Annotated in this window: 13 protein-coding genes; 9 read left to right on the top strand and 4 right to left on the bottom strand. The window is 51.1% G+C overall.

The window, feature by feature from the left end; translation table 11 throughout:
* Nucleotides 1-177 precede the first annotated feature (177 nt).
* From B2R29_RS04735 to B2R29_RS04725, 3 genes are all read right to left on the bottom strand, one after another.
* Nucleotides 178-1,158: a hypothetical protein gene (locus tag B2R29_RS04735; RefSeq protein ID WP_301180011.1), complete on the bottom strand. Its 981-nt coding sequence runs from the start codon at nucleotides 1,156-1,158 to the stop codon at nucleotides 178-180.
* Nucleotides 1,159-1,168: 10 nt separating this feature from the next.
* Nucleotides 1,169-5,941, bottom strand: coding sequence for a hypothetical protein (locus tag B2R29_RS04730; RefSeq protein ID WP_301180010.1), 4,773 nt, complete (start codon nucleotides 5,939-5,941; stop codon nucleotides 1,169-1,171).
* A 412-nt stretch (nucleotides 5,942-6,353) separates the two neighbouring features.
* Nucleotides 6,354-7,466: a DcaP family trimeric outer membrane transporter gene (locus B2R29_RS04725; protein WP_301180009.1), complete on the bottom strand. Its 1,113-nt coding sequence runs from the start codon at nucleotides 7,464-7,466 to the stop codon at nucleotides 6,354-6,356.
* Nucleotides 7,467-7,824: 358 nt separating this feature from the next.
* Between B2R29_RS04725 and acs the strand changes: the two genes are divergently transcribed.
* Complete coding sequence (acs, locus tag B2R29_RS04720) at nucleotides 7,825-9,789, top strand: acetate--CoA ligase (RefSeq protein WP_301180008.1); 1,965 nt, start codon at nucleotides 7,825-7,827, stop codon at nucleotides 9,787-9,789.
* Nucleotides 9,790-9,874: 85 nt separating this feature from the next.
* Entirely contained in the window at nucleotides 9,875-10,558 is a 684-nt protein-coding gene (locus tag B2R29_RS04715) for a response regulator (protein ID WP_076514084.1), read from the top strand.
* A gap of 23 nt (nucleotides 10,559-10,581) precedes the next feature.
* Here B2R29_RS04715 and B2R29_RS04710 read toward each other — a convergent pair whose 3' ends face one another.
* Nucleotides 10,582-14,022 carry a PAS domain-containing hybrid sensor histidine kinase/response regulator gene (locus tag B2R29_RS04710; RefSeq protein WP_301180007.1) on the bottom strand — a complete coding sequence of 1,147 codons (3,441 nt, stop codon included), beginning with the start codon at nucleotides 14,020-14,022 and terminating at the stop codon, nucleotides 10,582-10,584.
* A 173-nt stretch (nucleotides 14,023-14,195) separates the two neighbouring features.
* Between B2R29_RS04710 and B2R29_RS04705 the strand changes: the two genes are divergently transcribed.
* The 7 genes from B2R29_RS04705 (at nucleotide 14,196) to B2R29_RS04675 (ending at nucleotide 22,545) form a co-directional block, all read left to right on the top strand.
* Nucleotides 14,196-14,540, top strand: coding sequence for a DUF485 domain-containing protein (locus tag B2R29_RS04705; RefSeq protein WP_068435142.1), 345 nt, complete (start codon nucleotides 14,196-14,198; stop codon nucleotides 14,538-14,540).
* Nucleotides 14,541-14,545: 5 nt separating this feature from the next.
* Entirely contained in the window at nucleotides 14,546-16,021 is a 1,476-nt protein-coding gene (locus B2R29_RS04700) for a solute symporter family protein (RefSeq protein WP_301180006.1), read from the top strand.
* On the top strand, nucleotides 16,018-17,814 hold the full coding sequence (locus B2R29_RS04695; RefSeq protein ID WP_076514087.1) for a DUF294 nucleotidyltransferase-like domain-containing protein: 1,797 nt from the start codon (nucleotides 16,018-16,020) through the stop codon (nucleotides 17,812-17,814). Before B2R29_RS04700 ends, B2R29_RS04695 begins: the two co-directional genes overlap by 4 nt.
* Nucleotides 17,811-18,428, top strand: coding sequence for a 3'-5' exonuclease (locus tag B2R29_RS04690; protein WP_297533150.1), 618 nt, complete (start codon nucleotides 17,811-17,813; stop codon nucleotides 18,426-18,428). The genes B2R29_RS04695 and B2R29_RS04690 overlap by 4 nt, the downstream gene beginning before the upstream one ends.
* Before the next feature lie 196 nt (nucleotides 18,429-18,624).
* On the top strand, nucleotides 18,625-19,317 hold the full coding sequence (locus tag B2R29_RS04685; RefSeq protein ID WP_297533149.1) for a methylamine utilization protein: 693 nt from the start codon (nucleotides 18,625-18,627) through the stop codon (nucleotides 19,315-19,317).
* Nucleotides 19,318-19,321: 4 nt separating this feature from the next.
* A complete protein-coding gene (locus B2R29_RS04680; RefSeq protein WP_301180005.1) occupies nucleotides 19,322-21,700 on the top strand; it encodes a bifunctional diguanylate cyclase/phosphodiesterase in 2,379 nt (792 codons plus the stop codon).
* The gene (locus tag B2R29_RS04675) at nucleotides 21,697-22,545 is read left to right on the top strand and encodes a DUF3034 family protein (protein ID WP_301180004.1); all 849 of its coding nucleotides are present in this window, start codon (nucleotides 21,697-21,699) and stop codon (nucleotides 22,543-22,545) included. Before B2R29_RS04680 ends, B2R29_RS04675 begins: the two co-directional genes overlap by 4 nt.
* Nucleotides 22,546-22,554: the final 9 nt, after the last annotated feature.

Here is a 22,554-nt window from a genome sequence, read left to right as displayed (position 1 = left end):
CGACTTTGTCGCCAGGAGCGATTTTGTCGGCTTCCAGCCACTCTTCAGCCACGCTTCCGTCGTCCTGGGTAGCCATCACCACCTTATAGGGCTGTGATTCCAGGCTGACTGTGGCAAATGCCGACAAAGGCAGGAGCAGGAGTAATGTGGTCAGTAAGCGCATATGTCACCTCAATATCAGTTGATTTCAGCCTGAAGGCGGATTTCTACCGTTGTGTTTTCAGTCAGAGTGCCCAGGGTTACTGACACGTCAGAACCTGCAACGTCGACTTCGTCGTCACCGGCAAGGTCAGTTTTTGCTGCACCGTCGATCGTTACGGAATCGGCTACCAGCGTCATAGACAGTGGAATGGAGTCAGCCACGACCAGGTTGTTAACGTCGCCGTTTACCGCAGTTGCAGTAATCAGGTAAGTAACGATGGTGCCTGGGATGTCAGTCGTGCCACCGAATGGGTCAACGCGGCTCTCAATAGATTTATCCAGATCGATGTAGGCATCAGTGATCAGAGTGCCAACCACGAAGGTACCTGTGTCTGTATCGGTAACCGCAGTACCAACCACAGCGCCTGCTGGAGTGTTGGTGCCCTGACCTGGCAGCAGAGTACCCGGAGCAGCGGTTGCAGCGCCCGGCGTTGCTGATGTCGCAGTCAGTTCAAGTTCAGCTTGCTGGCCAGTCGCCGCAGTACCTGGGATGTTACCCACGATAAATACGGTGGCTGACTCGTCAGCGTCCAGTACCAGGTCAGCAGTGACTACCTGATCGCCAGTGTTGAACACGCCGTCGTTGTTGCTGTCTAGGTAAACAGTCACGCTTTCAGCGTCAAAGTCATCACCAGCCAGGTTGGCTGCTGTCAGGGTGAAGGCTTCGGTACCGTTACCTGTGTTGGTGACGGTAAACTCCAGCACCTGATTCGCACCGCCCGGCTGAGTTTCTACCGGTACTGTGTTTTCGGCTGTGACGTTAACGTTAATCAGCTCGGCAACAGTGATATCTGGTGCTGTTGCTGATGTGCTGCCAGGGTTGCCCGTTGCCGGGTCATCAAAGGTAGCGGTTGCGGTGTTGGTAATGATTGAACCTGCATCTGTACCTGCAGCCCAGGTTGCCGTAGAGGCAGCCAGGCCCGCAGTCAGCAGGGCGATTTTACTGATGGTCTTCATAGGGATCTCCTTAGTTGACCTTTACTTGATAAAAAATGCTGAATTCAGGACTGCCGTCTTCGTCCGTACCCGGCATAGAGCCTCCGAGACGGATTCGGATATCTGTTATCAGCGGATCGAAACCTTCGGCATCCGGCGTTGGCTGGTAGTCAAACGTCGTGCCGTTGTTGTTTGAGAACTCGATGTCGTCTGCCGTCGACGTCAGGTTTTCAAAATTCAGGGTCAGGGTGCTGGCGGTCGCGCCTTCTGTCAGAGTGATGGGGCTGACACTGGCGTCAGTACCAACGAAGAAAGCCGTGTCAGCCGGTAAGCTGTCAGTAATGGTGACTGTATCTGTGTCGGCGGTACCCTCACCTGTGTTAGTCACCGCCAGTTCATACTCAATCAGAGCGCCTGGAATGGCCTTAGGGTTGGCACTGCCGTTAATCGGGTCACTGGTTACCTGAAGCGATTTATTCATGGTCAGCTGCGCCGGTTGAAGCAGAGGGACGGTTACCGTCCGTACGTTAAATACGGTGCCTTCGTAGCCTTCATCAGCCCTGACGGTGAACAACCAGTCGCCGCTCTGAGCGTCGGATGCTGTGGTGTAGGGGTACTCAACTGTCACGGTTGATGGCGTGGTATTCACCGAGGACATCACAGCCAGGCTGACGGGAACCTCACCACTGGCAGCATTAATGGTCAGGCGGGTATTCGTAACGTCGTAGGCTCCAAAGGGGTCAGTGACATCTGCACGGACAAAATATGCGGTTCCAGGATTGATTGAACTGACAGGGCTGCCATCTGGGTAGGCCTGATCGTATAGCTCAACAAGATCGACACTGATCACTGTGTTAGAGGTCAGTGCCACCAATGAAATAACGCCATTATCAGAGCTGTAGACCCTGAGGTTGCGGTACTGAGGGAAGTCTGCAGAACCGCCAACCCGGCTCTGGGTGACAGCCAGACGCAGGGCATCCCCAGCGAGTAAAGGCTGGTTGCTGGAGACGGCCATATCAAACTGGAAGGTCCGCACAGAATCACTTGAGACAGTATTCGCTGCCGTCAGCAGACTCACCTGTTGGGTATCTGACGCAATGGTTGTTGAAGACCCGTTGCTTACTCTGATCAGAGAGACGGTTACGTTGTGCTGATATTCGTTGTTATTGCCCTGGCCTGCCGTCAGGTTGTTCTCGAGGCGCAATGTCACCGGAATAGGGCTGGAGTAATCCAGTTCCACATCGGTCTGGAGTGCCGGAGTCAGGGTCCATTGAACCGTCTGCTGATCATTCACTACCTGAAAACCGCCTGACGTATCGGCAATCCGGGTCAGGGTACTGTCGGGTTGCAGGTACAGGGGCTTATTACCGCTGTTGCCGAGGGCATTGTTGATAGTGACTGTGGGCGAGGTCATCGGATAATTGACCGCCGGATTACCCACAGTCGCGACGTTGGTAATGGTCTCACCGTCTTGCGCCCCGGCGGAAATAACAGCGTCAACGACAACATTCACTGTTGCCCCGGCAGGAATCGTCAGGTTACTGATCTCGACGATGCCAGTGCTATTGTCACCAGCAGGTGCAGGCTGACTGTTATTGATTGAACCACCTGGACGGCTGAACACACTGAATGAGGATATCAGCGCTGGCATCGGGTCGGTCAGAGTCACAGCGGTCGCGTTGAAGTTACTGCTGTTCGACAGACTCATGGTATAGCGCAGGGTGTCTCCGGGCAGGACCTGACCACCATTGAGATCGAGCACGCTTTTGACTGATGAGGACAGGTTCGCGTCCTGCAGCTGAACAGTAAGATCATTGGTATTGTTGGCCAGGCGGTTGTCGAAGTTCACGCCTTCAAGGCTGGCATTGCCACTGATCTGGCTTTGTGTGGTCGCCGACGTATCAAAAATAACGGTCAGGGGCGGTGCTTGATTACCGACAGGGATAATCTGATTGTAGGTACACAGCAGCTCACTGCCGCTGACTGAACAGTTCCAGTCAGTACCTGAGTAACTATCGAGCGTCAGGCCGTCATTCAGTGGGATGCGGATGACACTTCCCTGAGGCGCGTCCAAAGGACCATTGTTTGACGCGGTGAAGGTATAGATTGCATCGGCTCCGCGGGATATGCGGGCAGGTGCGCTGGTATCCAGTATGAGGTCGGAGACAGGTTCATTCGGTACACTGATGATTTCTGCAGTAAGAAAAACCAGATCCTGACCGGAAGAGTAGGTGGTTGTTACTGAGGTGTTACCCGGCGTTAGATATTGTCCTACCTGAAAGTCATCAATATCGACGCCCGGCGAGTTACCTTTGATATTCGAGAACGAATTAAACTGATTATTCGTTGGATTACCTCCATCGGTGAGGCTATTGCCCTCGAATACCAGAGCCTCATTCTGACCATTGAAGCTTTGTGAATTGCTATCGTCGCCTTCCCAGGTGATGTGCGCGTGTTTCGCGCCGAGAGATTGGGCGTTCTGCGAAATAATAAAATTATCGGGGGCTAATGTAATCGACTGCCCACGGAACGAGCGGAAGCCATCGTAGAGGTTAACCACACGTAGCGGCTCACTGGCATTTTCATAGATAATCAGAAGTGCCCAGCCACCGTATGCTGTCGCATAATCGCAGTAAGGGGTCTGTGCTCGCGTGAAATTTACACCACTGACTGTGTATGTGCCCGAGCCGTTGACCAAGCCGGTGACATTAGCGCGCGAACTATAGTAAATGGAATTAAAGCTTTGCCCCTGTTGTCCAGGGATGACGTAAGACTGCTCGTACGTATAGCCCGCAGTGACCTGAGCGCCATTCAACGTAGCCGTGTTGTCGGCGTTACCCGAACCGGACCAATACAGGTAAGCAGCTTCGACGTTGCTTCCCGCGGGAAGTGTAATGGAATCGCTTGACGAGGCCAGGGGAGTCTGACATCCATTCGTACCCTGACGGAAATGGCCACCTAATAACTCGTAATTCAGATTGCCCGCGAGGCTGTCCCGCAGAAGGATTTCGCCATTGCTCAGGCTCTGCGAGGCCACCGTAATGGGTGGAGCGGCGATTTGCGTATCGGAAGAACCCGAGCTAACCACTGCTATATTGGAGATTACAGCACCCTGTGGCGCACTGGCCGAGACCGTCGCATCTATAACAATTTCTTCGCTGCCGTTGGCGGCAACCGACATATTATTGATGACCACAACGCCAGTGCCATTAGCCCCCGCCGTCGCTGGCTGGCTGTTGTTAACACTGCCCGCAGGCTGGCGGATAACATTAAAGCCGTTTATGTACTGCGGCATATTGTCGGTGAGCGTCACGTTGTTGGCGTTGAAGCTGCTGTTGTTGATGAGGTCAATGGTGAAACGGAGAGTGTCACCGGGGTAGAGCTGACCACCATTGAGATCGATGACGCTTTTTACAGACGCAGAAAAATCCGCATCCTGAATATCGATGCTGACCGCGTCTGTGTTATCGAACAGGTTGTTGTCAAAATTGACGCCGCTGACTGTGGCTTCCGTCGTGACGCTGCTGGCGGTACTGCCTGAGGTCGACAGCAGCATGGAAAGCGGTGGCGTTGTGGTATTAATGGTCAGAGGTGAGTTATAGGTACATGTCACTTCTGAGGTGTTTGCGGAGCAACCCCAGTTCGTACCTTCGGCACTGACGAAGCTGGTCTCAGAGCCCAGGGGAATGGTGACGACGCTTCCAGCAGGCTCATTACTCGGCCCCTGGTTTGTTACTGATAAGCTGTAGGTAATATCAGAGCCACGGGATACGAGGGTATCGAAGCTCTGAATATCGACCGCCAGATCGCTGACAGCTTCATTCGGGATACTGATGATTTCGGCGCTGAGGAAAACCCTGTCCTGACCAGAGGAATACGTTGTGGTGACGCTGGTCTGGCCTGCCTGCAGGAAATTACCAATCTGATAAACATCAAGGTCTACCCCTGATGTGTTCGAGCTGGTGCTATTGGAGTACGAGTTAAACTGATTGCCCGCGGGATTGCCCGTACCAGTCAGGTTGCTGCCGTTGAAGATCAGAGCTTCGGACACACCGTTGAGTGTCTGAGAGTTCCCTGTGTCACCTTCCCAGGTGATATGGCCGTGGCGACCTTGTTTCAGTGAAGGATTGTCAGAGACGATAAAGTTGCTTGGGGTAAGAGTAATTGATCTACCCCAGTAATCGCGGAAGCCGTCAAACAGGTTGACCACCCGCAGAGGCTCATTGGTATTCTCATACACCACCAACAACGCCCAGCCGCCATAGACATTGGCGACATCACAGTATGGCTGGCTGGTATCGAAGGTCAGACCGCTAACACTATAGATACCAGAACCATTGATTCGATTACTGACATCCGCGCGGGCACTGAAGTAGTTACGGTTTTCAACAACCAGACTGTAGGAGACACCCGCATTTACTGTGGCGCCGTTCAGAGACACTGTATTGTCGGCCTGGCCTGAACCCGACCAGTAAAGATACGCGGCACGAATGGTACTACCAGCCGGAATCTGTAACGCGGCGCTGGAGGATTGCAACGCCTGGCATTGGTTGAATGAGCTGCCGTCTCTCAGAGAGGCCCCGGTCAGAGCAAAGGCAATGTTGCCTGCATAGCTTTTATACAGCTCTATCTCTTTCGCATGGGAGAGGGCGCTGAAGAAAAGTAACTGAATCGTGATAACGCAGAAAACCAGAGCGGATATCCATCGGCTCTGGTTATGGTTGGCACAAGACACCCGCCCGCAGATACTAGCAGGTAGAGCCAGATTCAAATGATTACTTCCCCAAGCAATATTATGCGTCACGCACTCGCCGATGACTGCACACCGGTTAAATTGCGTCACAAATCGAAATGTTGCGTAATATTAAGGCCGGTAATGTTACGCGTCAATTAACTGATAAAGTGTTAATTAAATGAGAAATATACGTAAAAACAGTTAGTTGGCGAGCGTCTCTACTACTTAGTGGTAGGTTGAGTGTAATTCTGACGTTTTGAGTTTTATTGTTGTTTGTATGATTCCAATAACAGCTATTAACTCACATTTATCGCGGGAGTGTCGGGATTGGCCACTAAGGAAGACTATTTGTCAGATGAATGTAAATGGCTGCTGGGCGTTCAATTCTGCCATCTCTTGCTGGGGTGAACATCTTTACTAACGAGATGTAAAAAGCCCGGCAAATGCCGGGCTCTTGGTTTGCTATCGATCGTTTCAGGAATCAGAAGGCGTATTTAGTGGTGAAGTAAATACGATTCATACTGGCTTCGTCGCCACCTTCACGTTCTACGGTGGCTGTACTGAATTCCGCGCCGTAGGTCAGTTTCGCAACGGGGGAGCGCATGACATTTACGCGTACACTGGATGCGTCTGTAACAGGAGCACTGGTAAAGGTTGCATCATCATCATAGTCTGCGGACAGCATGCCGTAGATCAGACTTGAGCGCCATTCGCTGTTCCAGTGGTGACGGTAGGAAATAAATGCAGCGGTTGTTTCACTGGCTTCGAGGTCGTCGCCTACCAGAGAGGCGTCCGCGACGGCACCCAAGCCAACGTAACGGCCAACACCGCTACCAGCGGTTGCGCTGAATTTCAGATCGTCTTTACCGATCATTACTTTACCGGACAGATTGACGCCATAACCGATAGTTGTGGTGTCGTCGTCTTCAAGAGCACCGTCGTAGGTTAGTTGACGCACCAGAGCAGCAGCTACGAGATCAGCGTTGCCCGCTTTGATTTTGTAGCTGGCAGTGATATCCGGAATCATGCCGTTGTCACCGCTATCGCCGGCACCGGTTGTCTGCGGGTTTTCCAGAGCAATCGCGAGGTCGCCCATGGTATAGCGCACCTGAGATTGGCGGATAAATACGGTGGATTCACTTGGGCCAATAAAGTCAGCAGACTCAGGGAGAGCGCCGACATTCATAAAGTTTGACCAGGTTTGACCGACGAGTAAGCCGTCGTATTTGATAAAGGCATGGCGCAGGCGTGGACCGTAGGAATTCGAAACGACCTCGTTACCGCCCGCACCTTCAAAATCCAGCTCGATAAATGTCGTGACGGATTTGTCGTTGCCGACGTCCGTGACAGTTTTGAAGTTGAAACGCGACGTTCGGGCTGTCATATCAAGCTCTGTCGTATCTGGCTCGGTTCCGGGCTGGATGGTAGACGGAACATAAAATTCCCTGCCCAGTCCGTCAGTCACGTTGCCATCGGAATATGAACTCAGCATGGCATCCATTTTAATGAAACCGCCGAAGCTGAACTCGGTGTTAGCAGCATTCACAGCCATGGGTAGTGCTGCGGCCATCAGAATTAAGGGTGTTTTGCGCATGCTTACTCTCCTGATTATTGTTTGAGCAATTTCACTATGGTGCACAAAATCTGTGCAGCGGAATTAGCCAATAGTCGAAGCCACTTAAGTCGAAGGCATATATACGGTCACCAGAAAGTCTGGCCTGAAAGAGAGAACTGCTTTGGGGAGTGGGTGCTTTTGTTGTCTCTTGTGACTTAACTGACTAGTCTGTGAGTAAGTAGAAATGAAGACCTGAAGTCTCAGAACGGGGCGGGCAGTTGATTATCCGGGCAAACCATCGCTAGACCATCGTCTAATTCAGGTGTGGCGCAGGATTGCAGACACTGAAACTAATCGGAAGCCGTGACAGGGCCGTGTTTTCACAGGAGAAATAATAATGAGTGATCAGCCAAAGGCGAATGAAAAGATTTACAGCGTGAAACCAGAATACGCCGACAGCGCCTGGATCAACAATGAAAAGTACCTGGAAATGTACCAGCAGTCAGTGGTGAACCCAGAGGGCTTCTGGCGCGATCAGGCTAACGACCGTATCGACTGGATCAAACCTTTCAGTAAAGTCCGCAACGTATCGTTTGATGATCACAACGTGGATATCCGCTGGTTTGAAGACGGTACACTCAACGCGGCTGCCAACTGCCTGGATCGCCACCTGGAAACCCGTGGAGACCAGACCGCTATTATCTGGGAAGGCGACAACCCAGAAGAAGATCGCACTATTACCTACCGCGAGTTACATGAAGAGGTATCGCGGTTCGGTAACGCGCTTCGGAGTCAGGGTGTGCGCAAAGGCGATGTTGTCTGCATTTATATGCCGATGATTCCCGAAGCGGCCGTCGCCATGTTGGCGTGTGCCCGTATCGGCGCCATTCATTCGGTCGTCTTTGGCGGTTTTTCGCCGGATGCACTGGCAGGGCGTATTGAAGACAGTAATGCCAAAATCGTGATCACCGCAGACGAAGGTGTCCGCGCTGGCCGGGCCGTTGCTCTGAAAGCTAACGTAGACGAAGCCTTAACTCACCCAAGCATTCGTTCACTGGAAAAGGTCATTGTTGTTAAGCGGACCGGAGGTGACATTGCCTGGCATGATGCGCGCGATGTCTGGTACGAAGATCTGGTTAAGATTGCCTCTCCAAATTGCCCAGCTGAAGAGATGGGTGCAGAAGATCCGTTATTTATTCTCTATACCTCGGGCTCGACCGGTAAGCCGAAGGGAGTACTGCACACTACAGGCGGTTACATGGTCTGGGCGTCAATTACGCACGAGTATGTATTTGATTATCACGATGGTGATGTGTACTGGTGTACTGCAGACGTAGGCTGGATTACCGGGCATACGTACCTGCTGTATGGTCCGCTCGCTAACGGTGGTATCACCGTAATGATGGAGAGTGTACCGAATTATCCGACCAGCGCACGTATGTCGCAGATCGTTGATAAGCATAAGGTCAATATTCTTTATACCGCTCCGACAGCGATTCGTTCGCTGATGGCTGAAGGTACCGCGCCAGTAGAGGGTACCAGCCGGTCTTCTCTGCGTCTGCTTGGTTCGGTTGGTGAGCCGATCAACCCTGAAGCCTGGGAGTGGTACTACAAAACCATTGGTGACGAGCGTTGCCCAATTGTTGATACCTGGTGGCAGACGGAAACAGGCGGCATCATGATCACGCCATTACCGGGTGCGACCGATATGAAGCCGGGCTCGGCAACCCGTCCGTTCTTTGGGGTTCAACCAGCGCTGGTGGACAACTCGGGCATGATTCTCGAAGGTGCTACCGACGGTAATCTGGTGATGGTTGATAGCTGGCCGGGCCAGTCACGCAGTGTTTATGGTGATCATGAGCGCTTCGTGCAGACATACTTCTCTACTTTCCGCGGTATGTATTTCACCGGTGATGGCGCACGTCGCGATGCCGATGGTTACTACTGGATTACTGGACGGGTCGATGATGTTCTCAATGTATCCGGACACCGCATGGGCACCGCAGAAATTGAAAGTGCGATGGTTGCTCACAGCAAGGTCGCAGAGGCCGCGGTTGTGGGTTATCCGCACGACATTAAAGGGCAGGGCATCTACGTTTACGTAACGTTAAATGCGGGCGAAGAAGCCTCAGATGAGCTGGCAAAAGAGCTGCGTGACTGGGTGCGATCAGAGATCGGGCCGGTGGCGACCCCTGATTTAATTCAGATCACGCCGGGGCTGCCTAAGACTCGCTCAGGTAAGATCATGCGCCGGATTCTTCGCAAGATCGCCGCCAACGAGCATGATGCCTTGGGGGACACTTCCACACTCGCTGATCCAACGGTGGTTGATACTTTGATTGATCAGCGGTTAAATCGCTGAGGTCGGCCTGAAAGGAATACCGGACAAACTGTCCGGTTTTCTGTATCTGGCCCATAATAAAAATAAATCTTTGCCGGAGTTAGCTATGCAACTAGCGCAAAAGATCATTGTTGCAGATGATCATCCTCTGTTCCGTACTGCGTTACAGCAGGCTGTCAGCCAGATAGCACCAGATGCTGAGATCGTTCAGGCTGAGTCCTTGCCCGAGCTTCAGACCGTGGTTGAAGGCCATACAGACACAGATCTGATTCTTCTGGACCTCAATATGCCTGGGGCTCACGGTTATTCGGGTCTGGTATTCCTTCGTTCTCATTACCCTGAGATACCGGTGATGGTTGTGTCTGCCTGTGAAGACCCTGCCGTTATGTGTCAGGCGATTGATCACGAAGCATCGGGGTACATCGCTAAGTCTTCGTCGCTGGAAGAGATCTCTGCTGCTATAGGTGAGGTGCTCAAAGGGGATATTTATCTACCCAAGCAAGCCCGGCAGCATCAGCATGCACCAGACACAGTATCTATGGATCTGGCGCAAAAACTGGCGAGCCTGACACCCCAGCAGTTCAGGGTACTGACAATGATGTCGGAAGGTATGTTGAATAAGCAGATCGCTTACGACCTGGAAGTCAGTGAAGCGACGATTAAGGCGCACGTCACGGCAATATTCCGCAAGCTGGGCGTACGCACCCGGACTCAGGCGGTGATTGCTGTACAGACGCTCGACATAGAACGTAATGACCTGGCATCAGATCCGGTTGGTGAGGCCGAGTAAGGCCTCTATGTCTGTCTGCCGTATCAGTGTTTGGCAATACGGCGCATCAATGCCCTGAGGGATGCCGGTCTTACAGGCTTACCGAGGAATTGATAACCATCCTGTTTCGCTTTTTCAGCCACTTGTGAGCGCGGGTCTGCAGTAATCAGAATGCCCGGAATTTCAATATCACCAAACTTTTCCCGCAGTCGCGACATCACATCCAGCCCCGTAACATCGCCGTCCAGTTGAAAATCAGCCAGCATGATGTCGGGTTTAAATGGGATATCTTCCGCATCAATTTCATTCTGGGCTGCGAAAATGTCGCAGCCCCAGCTTGAGAGCAGGGCTTTCATGCCTTCCAGGACTTCCGGATCATTATCGATACAGAAGGCCTTCAGATGCGCGAAGCTGGCAGCCTGCGGCGTGGTATGAACTGCTATCGCCTCTTCAGCCTGAGCTGCGGTTAAGGGCAGAGTAATAGCGAAACAGGTTCCTGCTCCTGGCTTAGATTTTACCTGAATCGGATGATCCATCCGCTTTGCCATGCGCTCAACAATCGCAAGCCCGAGTCCCAGCCCTTTACTGTCTTGCGGTGTGTTATTGAGACGGCGGAACTCACGGAATATTTCTTCTATTTTATCATCCGGTATTCCAGGGCCTGTATCCCAGACTTCTAACCTGAGGGTGTCACCACGAAAGCGACAGCCAACCAGAATACCGCCACTTTCGGTGTAACGGACAGCGTTACTGATAAAGTTCTGAATGATCCTGCGTAGCCAGTGAGCATCACTTATTACCCAGGCAGTGGTATAGCGGACGGTTAATTTGATACCACGCTCCTGCGCGAGCGCACCGAACTCGTCGCGAAGCGGTTTAAGAATCCTCTCCAACGACACAGGCATAGGTTTCGGTTCCATATTACCGGAGTCAAGCTTGGATATTTCGACAAGATGCGAGAGTACTTCCTCTGCAGATTGCAAAGACCCTTCAAGGTGCTGCAATAGTTCACTTTGTTTTTCTGAAAGAGATTGTTGGGCCAGAGTAGAGGCAAACAACTTAGCCGCATTCAGCGGCTGCATAAGATCATGGCCCGTAGCTGCAAGGAAGCGTGTTTTACTCTGATTGGCTTCAATCAGCTGTGCAGCGAGTTCATCCAGTTCTTCGGAGCGTTTTTCTACCCGACGTTCAAGGCTGATGTTCGCCTCTTTGAGAGCACGCTCCGCTTGCCTGTGAACGGTAATATCTGTAAAGCTCGTTACGAAGCCTCCGTCCGGCATTGGATGGCCTTGCATGGAAACGACGACACCGTTCGGTAGTTGTCGTTCAAACTCGTGCGCGGATCCTGTTCTCAGGAATTGCATGCGGCGTTGCACTTGTTCTTCGACTTCGCCTTCGCCACAGAAGCCACGCATGGCGTTGTAAGCAATGACGTCTTCTATAGCTTTACCTACGTGTATGAAGCCACTGGGGTATTCAAAGAGCTCGGAGTAACGGTTATTCCAGGCGACGAGCTTGAGGTCGCGGTCAATAACGCTGACACCTTGTCGAATATTTTCCAGCGCTGCCTGGAGTTGTTCCCGGCTCATGGCAAAGGCGTTAGATGCTTCGCTGGCGAGAAGAGTAAGATCCTTGAGCTGGATCTGCTCGCCGCCCAATAAAGTAGAAAAAATCAATCGTGCAGAAGATGACCCTACGACAGAGCCGAGCAGCTCTTCAGCATCATGTAAGAGTTCATTTGAAGCGGCGGCATGGTCGTACTGAAGGCCGTGCGTTCCCTGATAAACGTGGAAGAAGCTATCAGATTTTTCCTGGCCAAGAATACGTTCCAGAACGACCCTGACATCGTCGACCTTGCAGTCCAGGCTGCTTTTCGGGCGTCGCTCCGGTGCTGCACGCATACTGGTGAACTCGTTCGCCAACATACGCTCTCTTACAGGAGCTGTAGAGACCACAGAAAATACAATATATAGCGTGATGTTAACCATCAGGCTGACAATGACAGCGAAGCTGAAATCGTCCATATCGAAACCCAGCAGGGCGTATGGTATGAGCACATCGACGCTGTCTGCGCCCAACTGTTGGCTGACAACGGGCCAGAACAGCTGCTGAAACCAGATAAATATGCCACCGAGAATACCCGCAATGGCCCCCTGACGATTACCGCCTTGCCAAAGTAATCCGCCAAACAGCGCGGGCGCGAACTGAGCGATGGCAGCGAACGACAGAAGACCGATCGCTGCCAGAGACTCCAGCCCTCCGGCGAAGCGGTAAAAGACATATGAACTCAACAGAAGCAGACCAATAACAAGACGACGGACTGTCAGAACCAGCTGGTGAACAGATTCCAGCTGCTGTCCGTCACGTTGCTGACGGCGGAAAATAACAGGCAGCACGACTTCATTTGAAATCATGGTGCTGACCGCAATGGTTGCGACAATGATCATACCCGTGGCAGCACTGGCGCCACCGATGAAGGCAAACATGGCTAACGCGTCTGCCCCCATGGTCAATGGCAGGCTGACAACGTATGAGTCGGGCGAGAAGCCAAGGTCCTTCATAAACAGATGGCCGGAGAGTGCCAGTGGCGCAACAAATAACAACATGAGTGCCAGGTAGAGAGGAAACATCCATCGTGCCGACTGGATGTGGCCTGTGGACTCGTTCTCGATTACTCCTACCTGAAACTGTCGCGGTAAACAAAGAATGGCGATGCCGGCAAGCAAAGTCTGGAGCATAAAGGAGACAGAGATGAAACTGCTGTTAAACAGCGGATGGTTAGGGTCCGTTTCTCGGGCAATACGCACCACATCGCCTGGCGTATCATAAAGTGAATAAATCGCCCAGAGGCCGACCGTCACCATGGCGACGAGCTTTACGACAGATTCAAATGCGACAGCCAGTATCATGCCGGGGTGTTGCTCGCTGGCATCAATATCCCGGGTGCCAAACATGACGACAAAAAGTGCCATCAGCAGAGTGATATAAAAAGCCGTGTCTTGAAATATCAGTTCGGGAATAGGGTGGCTGAACCCTAGCGGCTGGGTCAGTAACTCGTAGGTCGTCGAAATGGCTTTTAATTGCAGCGCGACATACGGAATCACCCCAACAACTGCAACCACTGTGACCAGAATGGCCAGTGAATGGTCTTTACCATATCGGGTGGCAATAAAATCGGCGATAGACGTCAGGCGCTTCTCTTTGGTGATACGGATAATGCGTTCGAGGAGTGGCCATAACAGCAACAGAAATATAATCGGGCCGACATATATCGCCATAAACAGCCAGCCACTGCTGGCGGCCTGACCGACCGCACCGTAAAACGTCCAGGACGTGCAGTAGACTGCGAGTGAAAGGCTGTACACCAGTGGGCGGTTATGGACGGGGTTACCTGAAATCGCACGCTTGTCGCCGTACCAGGCAACTGCGAAGAGAATGGCGATATAAGCTAGTGAAAGAAGCAGTAGATGCCAGTCAGGAATCATACATTTTTCCGGTTATTTTCTTTCAGCCTAACACTATTTTCATCAGATGCATCTTCAATTATTGGGCCAGAACGCAGCGATATGATAGAGCTTTTCACTTCTACTATGGTAGGGCAGAGAAAAGCCAGCTCAGGCGGTAAACTGATAGTCCAGTATTTGCCCGGGACCGGCCAATGCCCTCGCATCTCAACTTCAGTCAAAACTCGAACGCCAAAGAGTATCGTGCGAAGCTTCTGATACATCCAGAGTATCAGCGATTGCGGGTCCGTATCCGGCAGTATCGTGCAAGTGTCGCCGTCGTGTTGCTTACCTGTTACCTGAGTTTTCTTTTTGTCTTTGTCTCTTTCCCTCAGGTACTGTTGCAGCCGGTCAGTGCACAGAATCCGACTCCTTGGCTCATTCCTGCAGCCATCATGCTTATCCTGTTTCAGTTCCTGGTGACTGGCGTTTACGTCAAACAAATGAACACTGTATTTGATGATGAGCTCGAACGGATCAGGCAGGACGTCGAGGTTTAATGCTGATGAGTAATACGGCACTGTATTTTGTCCTGACTGCACTTCCTTTAATGATTCTGATGATCTGGAGTGCTAATCGGATTCGCACCGCCGCTGAATTCTACGCCGCAGGTCGCGAGTATGGCGGTCTGAGGAACGGACTCGCTATTACAGGAGATTATCTGTCAGCAGCATCATTACTGGGCATTACTGGTCTGATACTGTTTTCTGGTTACAGTGGACTTCTCTATGCCGTCGGATTTTTTTCTGGTTGGCCGATAATTCTGATTTTGCTTGCAGATAAACTGAGAACAATCGGACATTTTACTCTGGCTGATGTTCTTAAAAGTAGATTTTCAGACCCTCGTATTGTGCTTGTCGCTACCCTGGGGTATTTCCCTGTCGTAGTGATTTATCTCTCTGCCCAGCTCGTTGCCATGACCTGGCTACTCAATTATATTTTTGGTGTGAAGTATGAAATCGTTCTGGCCGGCCTTACAGGTGTGGCACTAGTCACGGCGCTGACAGGGAGAATGATATTTTCATCACGCGCACAGATGATTAAGGCAGGGCTGGTCATGACCCTGATGCTTTCTATGACTCTACTTGCCTTTGATAGGGCAAGTTCCAGCCTTTCTGAGTTATTCAGTATTGATATATGGTTTGCCAGTAATCCGCCGGTAAACGGCGCTGTTAGTGAGGACTCACCATTAGCCTTGTTCAGTCTTGGTATTGCTTTGATTCTCGGGCCGGTGGGACTGCCGCATGTCATGAGTCGTTTTTTTTCCGTCGCAGATGAGCGGCGAGCACGTATGTCGGTATTCTATGCCACAGGGATGATCGGAATATTTTATATACTGATTATCCTCCTAGGATTCCTTACAGTGCACCTTCTCGGACAACCAGAAGCGTCAGTAACAGCAGCAGGCAGTAATCTGGTATTAGTCAGGTTGGCTGAACTTATCGGCGGAGAGTTTCTCGCTGCTGTGCTTGTGGCGATTCTTGTGGTCGTATTATTTTCGGTTATGACCTCTTTAATTCTTACTGGTAGCTCTGCGTTTTCTCATGACTGGTATGCCAGAACCGTGATTGGCGGTAGTAAGCGATGGAATGAGCGTCATTTGCACAGGCTGGCATCAAGCGTGACAGTCGTCTTCGCAGCTTCTTTGGCGTTACTCTGGCAAACGGAAAATGTCGCTAATCTCGTAGGCTTAGCATTTGCATTTTCAGCCAGTGTGAACGTGCCCTTGTTGTTGGGGGCACTGTATTGTGACCGGCTCACTTCAGCTGGAGCCTTGTCTGGAGGTCTCGCAGGCTTGTCAGCAACCCTGATCGCAGTCATTACCGGCCCTCTGATCTGGGGCAATCTTTCAGGAAGTGGAGAATCTTTTTTCTCCTGGCGTCACCCCGCACTATTTTCTTTGAGTGTGGCGGTGTTGGTCATGTGGTTTGTATCCCGTTGGTACCACCCGTCACGTAGGGAAGGAGACAGTGACAAATGAGCTTGCAGATTAATCTTGATCAGCCTCCTTTTAGCTTTCTTGGTGAAAAAGAGCTGGCGTGGCTTAAAAGTCGACTGGACCTTGTTTTTTTTCCTGCTGGTGAAGTGATTCTTGATGTGGGGCAGGCGTCACCGGGTATCTATATTCTGTATAAGGGCGTTGTTGAAGAAACCGGAAGCGATGGCCAAGTGTTTACGCAATACGGCACCGAAGACATGTTTGATGTACGAGCGGTATTGGAAAGTAGCTGCAAGCACAGATTTACGGCCATAGAAGAAACTCTGTGTTATCTCCTGAAAGCAAAGGATTTTATTCAGCTTCTGAATAGCTCAGATGACTTCTCTGTCTATTTCAGAACAGATCTGGGCACACAACAATCTCTGGTGGAGCAGCGAGGCGGAGAGGTTTCCGAATTTATTCTGGCGCAGGTTGATAGCGACACTATGCGCACGCCTGTGTACGTTACCGGCCAGACGACTCTGGTTCGAACGGCCGGGATGATGCGAGATGAAAAGCACGATGCGTTATTGGTTCGTGACGGTGATCGGCGTGGAATAGTGACAGGCTCTGATCTGCTGCACGCTGTACTCAATGACTCTCTTCCAAAAGACACGCGTGTCGCCGATGTCGCCTGCTTTGACCTGGTCACGGTGGAGGAGGGGGAGTACCTCTTCAATGCGTTGCTTAAAATGACGCAGCATCAGATTGAACGCGTTGTTGTTACCAGAAATCAGGAAATTGTCGGCGTACTGGAACTGATGGATATGCTCAGTACATTTTCGACGCACTCTCATATTGTGGCCATGCGGATTGAACAGGCCCGCTCACTGGAGGATTTGATTGTCGCAGCCGGACGTCTGGAGAATCTTATAGCTAACCTGTCAGGTCAGGGTGTCAAAGTGATGGCAATTATGTCACTGATCACGACGCTAAATCGTCGACTTATCCGAAAAGCTTTCGAGTTACTTGTACCTGAAAAACTGAATTCTCAGGTTTGTCTTCTGGTGCTGGGTAGCGAGGGCCGGGGTGAGCAGATTCTGAAAACAGATCAGGACAATGCCATCATCATTCGTGATGATCATGTCAAAGATGCGCTGATGCCATCGCTGCAGAAGCTTCATCAGGTGTTGCTTGATTTCGGTTATCCGCGTTGCCCGGGCGGGGTCATGTTCATTAACGATGCCTGGATTCACACGGCGGGAGACTGGCGGGCACGTGTTGGTAAATGGCTGAATAACTCATCCCCCGAAGCCATGATGAATATGGCCATACTGATGGATGCTGAACCTGTTGCAGGAAACAAAGAACTCTTTGACGAAGTTCGCAGTGCCTGGCATCAGGAATCATTGAGATCCAGTATTGCCTCCTCCTGGTTTGCCCGACCGGCGTTACAGTTTGAAACACCGCTCACCCTGCTGGGGAATATCCGCGAAGATCATGGTGCTATTGATATTAAAAAAGGAGGAATCTTTCCTCTGGTTCACGGCGTCCGCGCTCTGGCATTCGAGCATGGGCTTTATGAAACGAATACATTTGACCGTATTGATCGCCTCTCGGAGCAGGAAGTGCTGAGCCCGGATGTCGCGCAGGGACTTAAAGACTCTCTTGTACTCTTCCTCAGAATCCGACTGCGTCACCAACTTGAGAAAGCGGAAAAGAACCCCGGGCTGACACAGCAGCTGAAAGTGTCTGAGTTACGCAGTGTTGACCGATCGTTATTACGTCATGGGTTGCATCGAGTGAAGAAGTTCAAACAATGGCTGATCAGCCACTACCATCTGGAGAACCTGTGAGGTTACCTCTTTGGCTTCGTCGTCGACTCCCGGGCTATCGTCCTCCTCCGGAACGTTGGGCGCATATGGAGCTGCCTTACACCGGTGACGATGTTGTTGTGGTCGATTGCGAAACCAGCGAATTCGACAAAAAGAAGGGGCAGTTATTAAGCCTCGCTGCGGTGGTGGTCAGTGGCCGCTCAATCGAGCTATCTTCGGCGCTGGACCTGACCGTTCGTTCTGATGCCATTACCCATCCAGACGCTGTCAGGGTTCACTATCTCAGGCAAGAAGACCGCATACATGGTGTTGCGACCGCAGATGCCATACAGCAGTTCCTCGATTTTGTTGGCAACCGTCCGATCTGTGGTTTCTACATTGAATATGACAGAGCGATCCTGAACCGCCACATCCGGGAACTTTACGGATTTGAATTACCCAATCGGTTTATTGAAGTATCTGAGATCTATGTCCGGCAGAAACGTCGCTATATCCCCGAGGTGAACCTTGATCTCACATTTGAAGGCTTGGCACGAGATCTGAACGTTCCTGTGATTGATCGCCACACAGCGCTTGGCGATGTGGTATCCACCGCGCTTATGTTTATCAAACTGCAGCGACACTCTGCTTCCTGATGGCTCGAAAAGAGAGCCTCTGATGCCCGCTTTACCCTCGCTCGTTCCAATTCAGACTTTGCGGGAAAGGCACTTCTTGACTACGTTTAATATATAGCGATGGGCAAACCAACGACGAGTCGCGAGTGCGCCGTTCATCGAATTGGAAACCGTTAACTGTCAGCGTATTGACTGTAACTTAGGAGCATGGCGTCGTATGAATGACAAACTGGGGGGCTTTTTCGTTCGGGCACTCGTTCTTTCTTTCTGTCTTCTTTTCGCCTTTCGGCTCTCTGCTCAGGAATATCGGATAAAGATCACAGATATGGCGGGGCAGCCGATGGGAAATGCCGTGGTCTCTGTACGCACTGACAGTCCGACTGAAGTAGCACCGACGATCGCTCTGATGGATCAGGTTGAGCGTAAATTTGCTCCCCGTGTGCTCTCGGTCAATCAAAGCGATCTGGTTTCCTTCCCCAACAGCGATAACATCCGCCATCATGTTTATTCGTTTTCTGCTCCGAAGGTATTCGAAATCAAACTGTACGCAGATGTCCCTGAGGCTCCGATCGAATTCGGTGAGCCGGGCATTGTTGTGCTCGGATGCAATATCCACGATGACATGATTGGCTATATCTACGTAACACCGACTGGTTTCAGTTCGGGTGTTACCGGTCGAAATGGCGAAGCACTGATCCGGGCTGAGGGAAAAATAGAAGAATTGCGTATCTGGCATGAGCGCTTGTCGGCAGTCGAAACCGACCAGATAACGCTGACGGCACAAGGCCTGCAGAATTATCAGAGTGGTGATTCAGACTACTTGATTGCTATTAACCCTGAGCTCCCTCCTGTCGAGACCAAAGCTAGTTGGCATAACCACGGCGGTTTTGGCAATGGGATGAGAAGGTAGATCCGTGCTTGGTTTAAAAGGCGCACCTTTCAGCCTCAGGGCTCAGTTACTAACGTTTACAGCAGCACTGGTTGTCGTATCTTCCTGTACGGTATTGATACTTGTTTTGTTGAGCAGCGGCAGTGCCATTCGTGAAACGGTCAATCAGGAGATGCGCGAAGGTGTAAAGAGCTTCACAACTGCAATTTACGCAAGGCGACAACAACTGATTAATAATGCGACCTTGTTGGTCTCTGACTTTGGTTTCAAGCAGGCTGTCGCTACTAATGACGCAGAGACGATTCTCAGCATGTTGCAGAACCATGGTGAGCGTGTCAGTTCGGATCTTATGGTCATTGTAAATCTGGATGGTCGGGTCGTTGTATCGACCGAACCTGCACTGACCCGTGGGCAGCGCTTTTCGTATGATCGTGCCATAGGGGAAGTTCGCACCGGAAAAACATTTGCAGACTTTCTGGTCGTTGGCGACGCCATTTATCACATGGCAATAGTGCCCGTACGGGCCCCACGTCTGACCGCGATGGCAGGTATCGGTACCAGAGTGCGCCCGGAAGATATCCGTAAATGGATCGCACAATCGACTATTCACCTGACCTTTACCAACGGGCTTCCCGGTCAACAGGCCAATTGGGTCGTGGAAACGTCTTTGCCAGATCTGAGTTCTGTGGTGGAGGCGATCCGTGCACCAGACAACCTGACGAGTCTCGTGCGTTTGCCATTCCAGCGTGTACAGAAGTATTCCAGTCGGGAGGTCGATCTTTCCACTGACGATAGTTCCGTCAGAGTATTTATGACAGAGGATCTGTCGTCGTACTTTAGATCCTACGAATTCATCAGAAATCAGATTCTTGCGATCGCAGTTCTCGTACTCATCATTGCCGTGATCGGTAGTTTTGTTATCAGCCAACGACTGACGAAACCTTTAGTAATCCTTACTGGAAAAGCGCGTGAAATAGCTCGTGGTGTATACAGCGACATGTCTGAGATACCCGTGACGAGTTCGGATGTTGGTAGTCTGACCCGTGCCTTCCGGCGCATGAAAGTTGATCTGGCCGAGCGTGAAGAGCGCATTCTTTATCAGGCTTCTCATGATTCTCTGACGGGCTTACTTAATCGTGACGCCATGATTGAAGCGGTTTCTGGCATTGCTGAGCGTGGAGAGAGCTTCATACTCCTTGGTCTTAACCTGGTTGGCTTCAAAACGATTAACGACACCCTGGGCATGGAGATCGGTGACGAATGTCTGGTGACGGTTGCTAAGCGATTGCAGAAAGTGGCTATGGAGGGAGTTGCCTCCCGTCATTCTGCGGATGAGTTTTCAATGCTCTTGCCGATAACCCAGGACCAGGAAACGACAGCCCAGAGAATTCTTGCCTGTCAGCGCGTACTCAACGAGCTGGCAGCGCCCATGCAAATCGACGATATTAGCCTCACAGTGGAGTATCGAGCAGGGTTTATCGTCTACCCTGATCAGGCAGAGTCCCCGTCTCAGCTCCTCCGTCGCGGCAAGGTTGCGCTGGAGCATGCCATTACGACTGCAACGCCTCTGTACTTCTTTCGTGAGGGGCAGGATAAGGTTCACCTTAAAAAGGTCAAAATTCTTAAATACCTCAAAGAGACACTGCAGAACGACGATGACCAGCTGCAGATGTATTACCAGCCGAAATATAACGTACGTACGGGCGAAGTAGAAAAAGCTGAAGCACTCATTCGCTGGTTCCACCCGGACGAAGGCTTTATTCCCCCGGATATGTTTATTGAGCTAGCGGAACAAACAGGCTTGATTGGCCTGGTCACATCCTGGGTAATTGGTCGTGTTCTGGATGATCAGGCCGACATGAAACGGGCCGGAATATCCCTGCAGCTTTCGATCAACATGTCGGCTCAGGATCTGAGTAACGACAACTTACGTGTACTGATAGATCAGAAGTTGATTGAGAATAATCTGGATGCTGCAGATATCTGTCTGGAAGTCACTGAGCGGGACATGATGACGGAGGTCGATAAGTCTCTGGATCTTCTCAATTATTACCGCAGTCGTGGCTTCAGATTGTCCATCGATGACTATGGCGTTGGTTATTCCGCGTTGTCGAAGCTGGCGATGATGCCGGTGCACGAATTAAAGATTGATAAGTGCTTTATTCTGCGATTAGCCAGCCGTGCAGATGACCAGATTATTGTACGTTCGACGATAACGATGGCTCATGAGTTGGGTCTTTCTGTTATCGCGGAAGGGGTCGAGGATAAAGAATCTCTCGACTTTCTTACGACGCTCGGATGCGACTATATACAAGGATATTTTATTGCTAAACCTATGTCTCGAGATGCACTGGGGCAATGGTTGCAGGAATTTAACCCAGAGCGTCTGGTGGAGGAAAAATGAAGAGTAAACTAATTCCATTAACAGCGGTAGCCATATCCACTCTGGCAGTCGCTGATGTAAATGCAGGCTCGCGCCTGATAGCAACATCGGGTGTTACTCAGCTTGAAGGTGGTGCGGGTGGTGGTTTGACGCCCTGGGCAGTGATCAGTGGTTACGCAGATGAAGGTGAGTATTCGGTGGGTGCCTTTCATACATCCACCGATGTTCAGGACTTTCGTCTGAAAGTAAACGGTGTTTCGGCCAGTTACGATAATCGATTTGAAGTCAGTGCTGCTTTACAAAGTTTCGAAATTAAGGGCGTAGCAGGAGACCTTAGGCAGGAAATTTACGGAGCCAAATACCGGATTTATGGTGATGCTATTTATACCGCTCTACCGCAGGTTGCAGCAGGTATTCAGTATAAGCGGCTGCTTGACGGAGATATTGCAGAAGCTGTGGGAGCCGAAGATAGCGATTCAGGTATTGACTACTACGTGTCTGCGACGAAAGTGCATCTGGCTGCTGTGGGAGGCTATCACCTCTTATGGAATGCCACATTGCGGGCAACACAGGCAAATCAGATGGGGTTGTTGGGGTACGGTGGTGACGATGAGTCGGGCTACACATTACAGCCTGAAGTATCCGCTCTGGTACTGCTGAGAGATGACCTGGCTATTGGAGCTGAATACCGGAAAAAGCCCGATAACCTGAGTGCATTCGATGAAGACAGTTTCAGTGATGTATTCATCGCCTGGTTCCCGAACAAAAACGTCAATCTGACACTCGCGTATGCTGATCTGGGCAGTATTGCTGGTAGTGAAGATCAGGACGGTTTTTATTTTTCCATTTCAAGCTGGTTTAAATAAGGAAGTATC

The organism is Thalassolituus sp. UBA3500 (genome assembly GCF_002377545.1).
GTDB lineage: Bacteria > Pseudomonadota > Gammaproteobacteria > Pseudomonadales > Oceanobacteraceae > Thalassolituus.
This window is presented reverse-complemented; position numbering and strand designations above follow the sequence as displayed.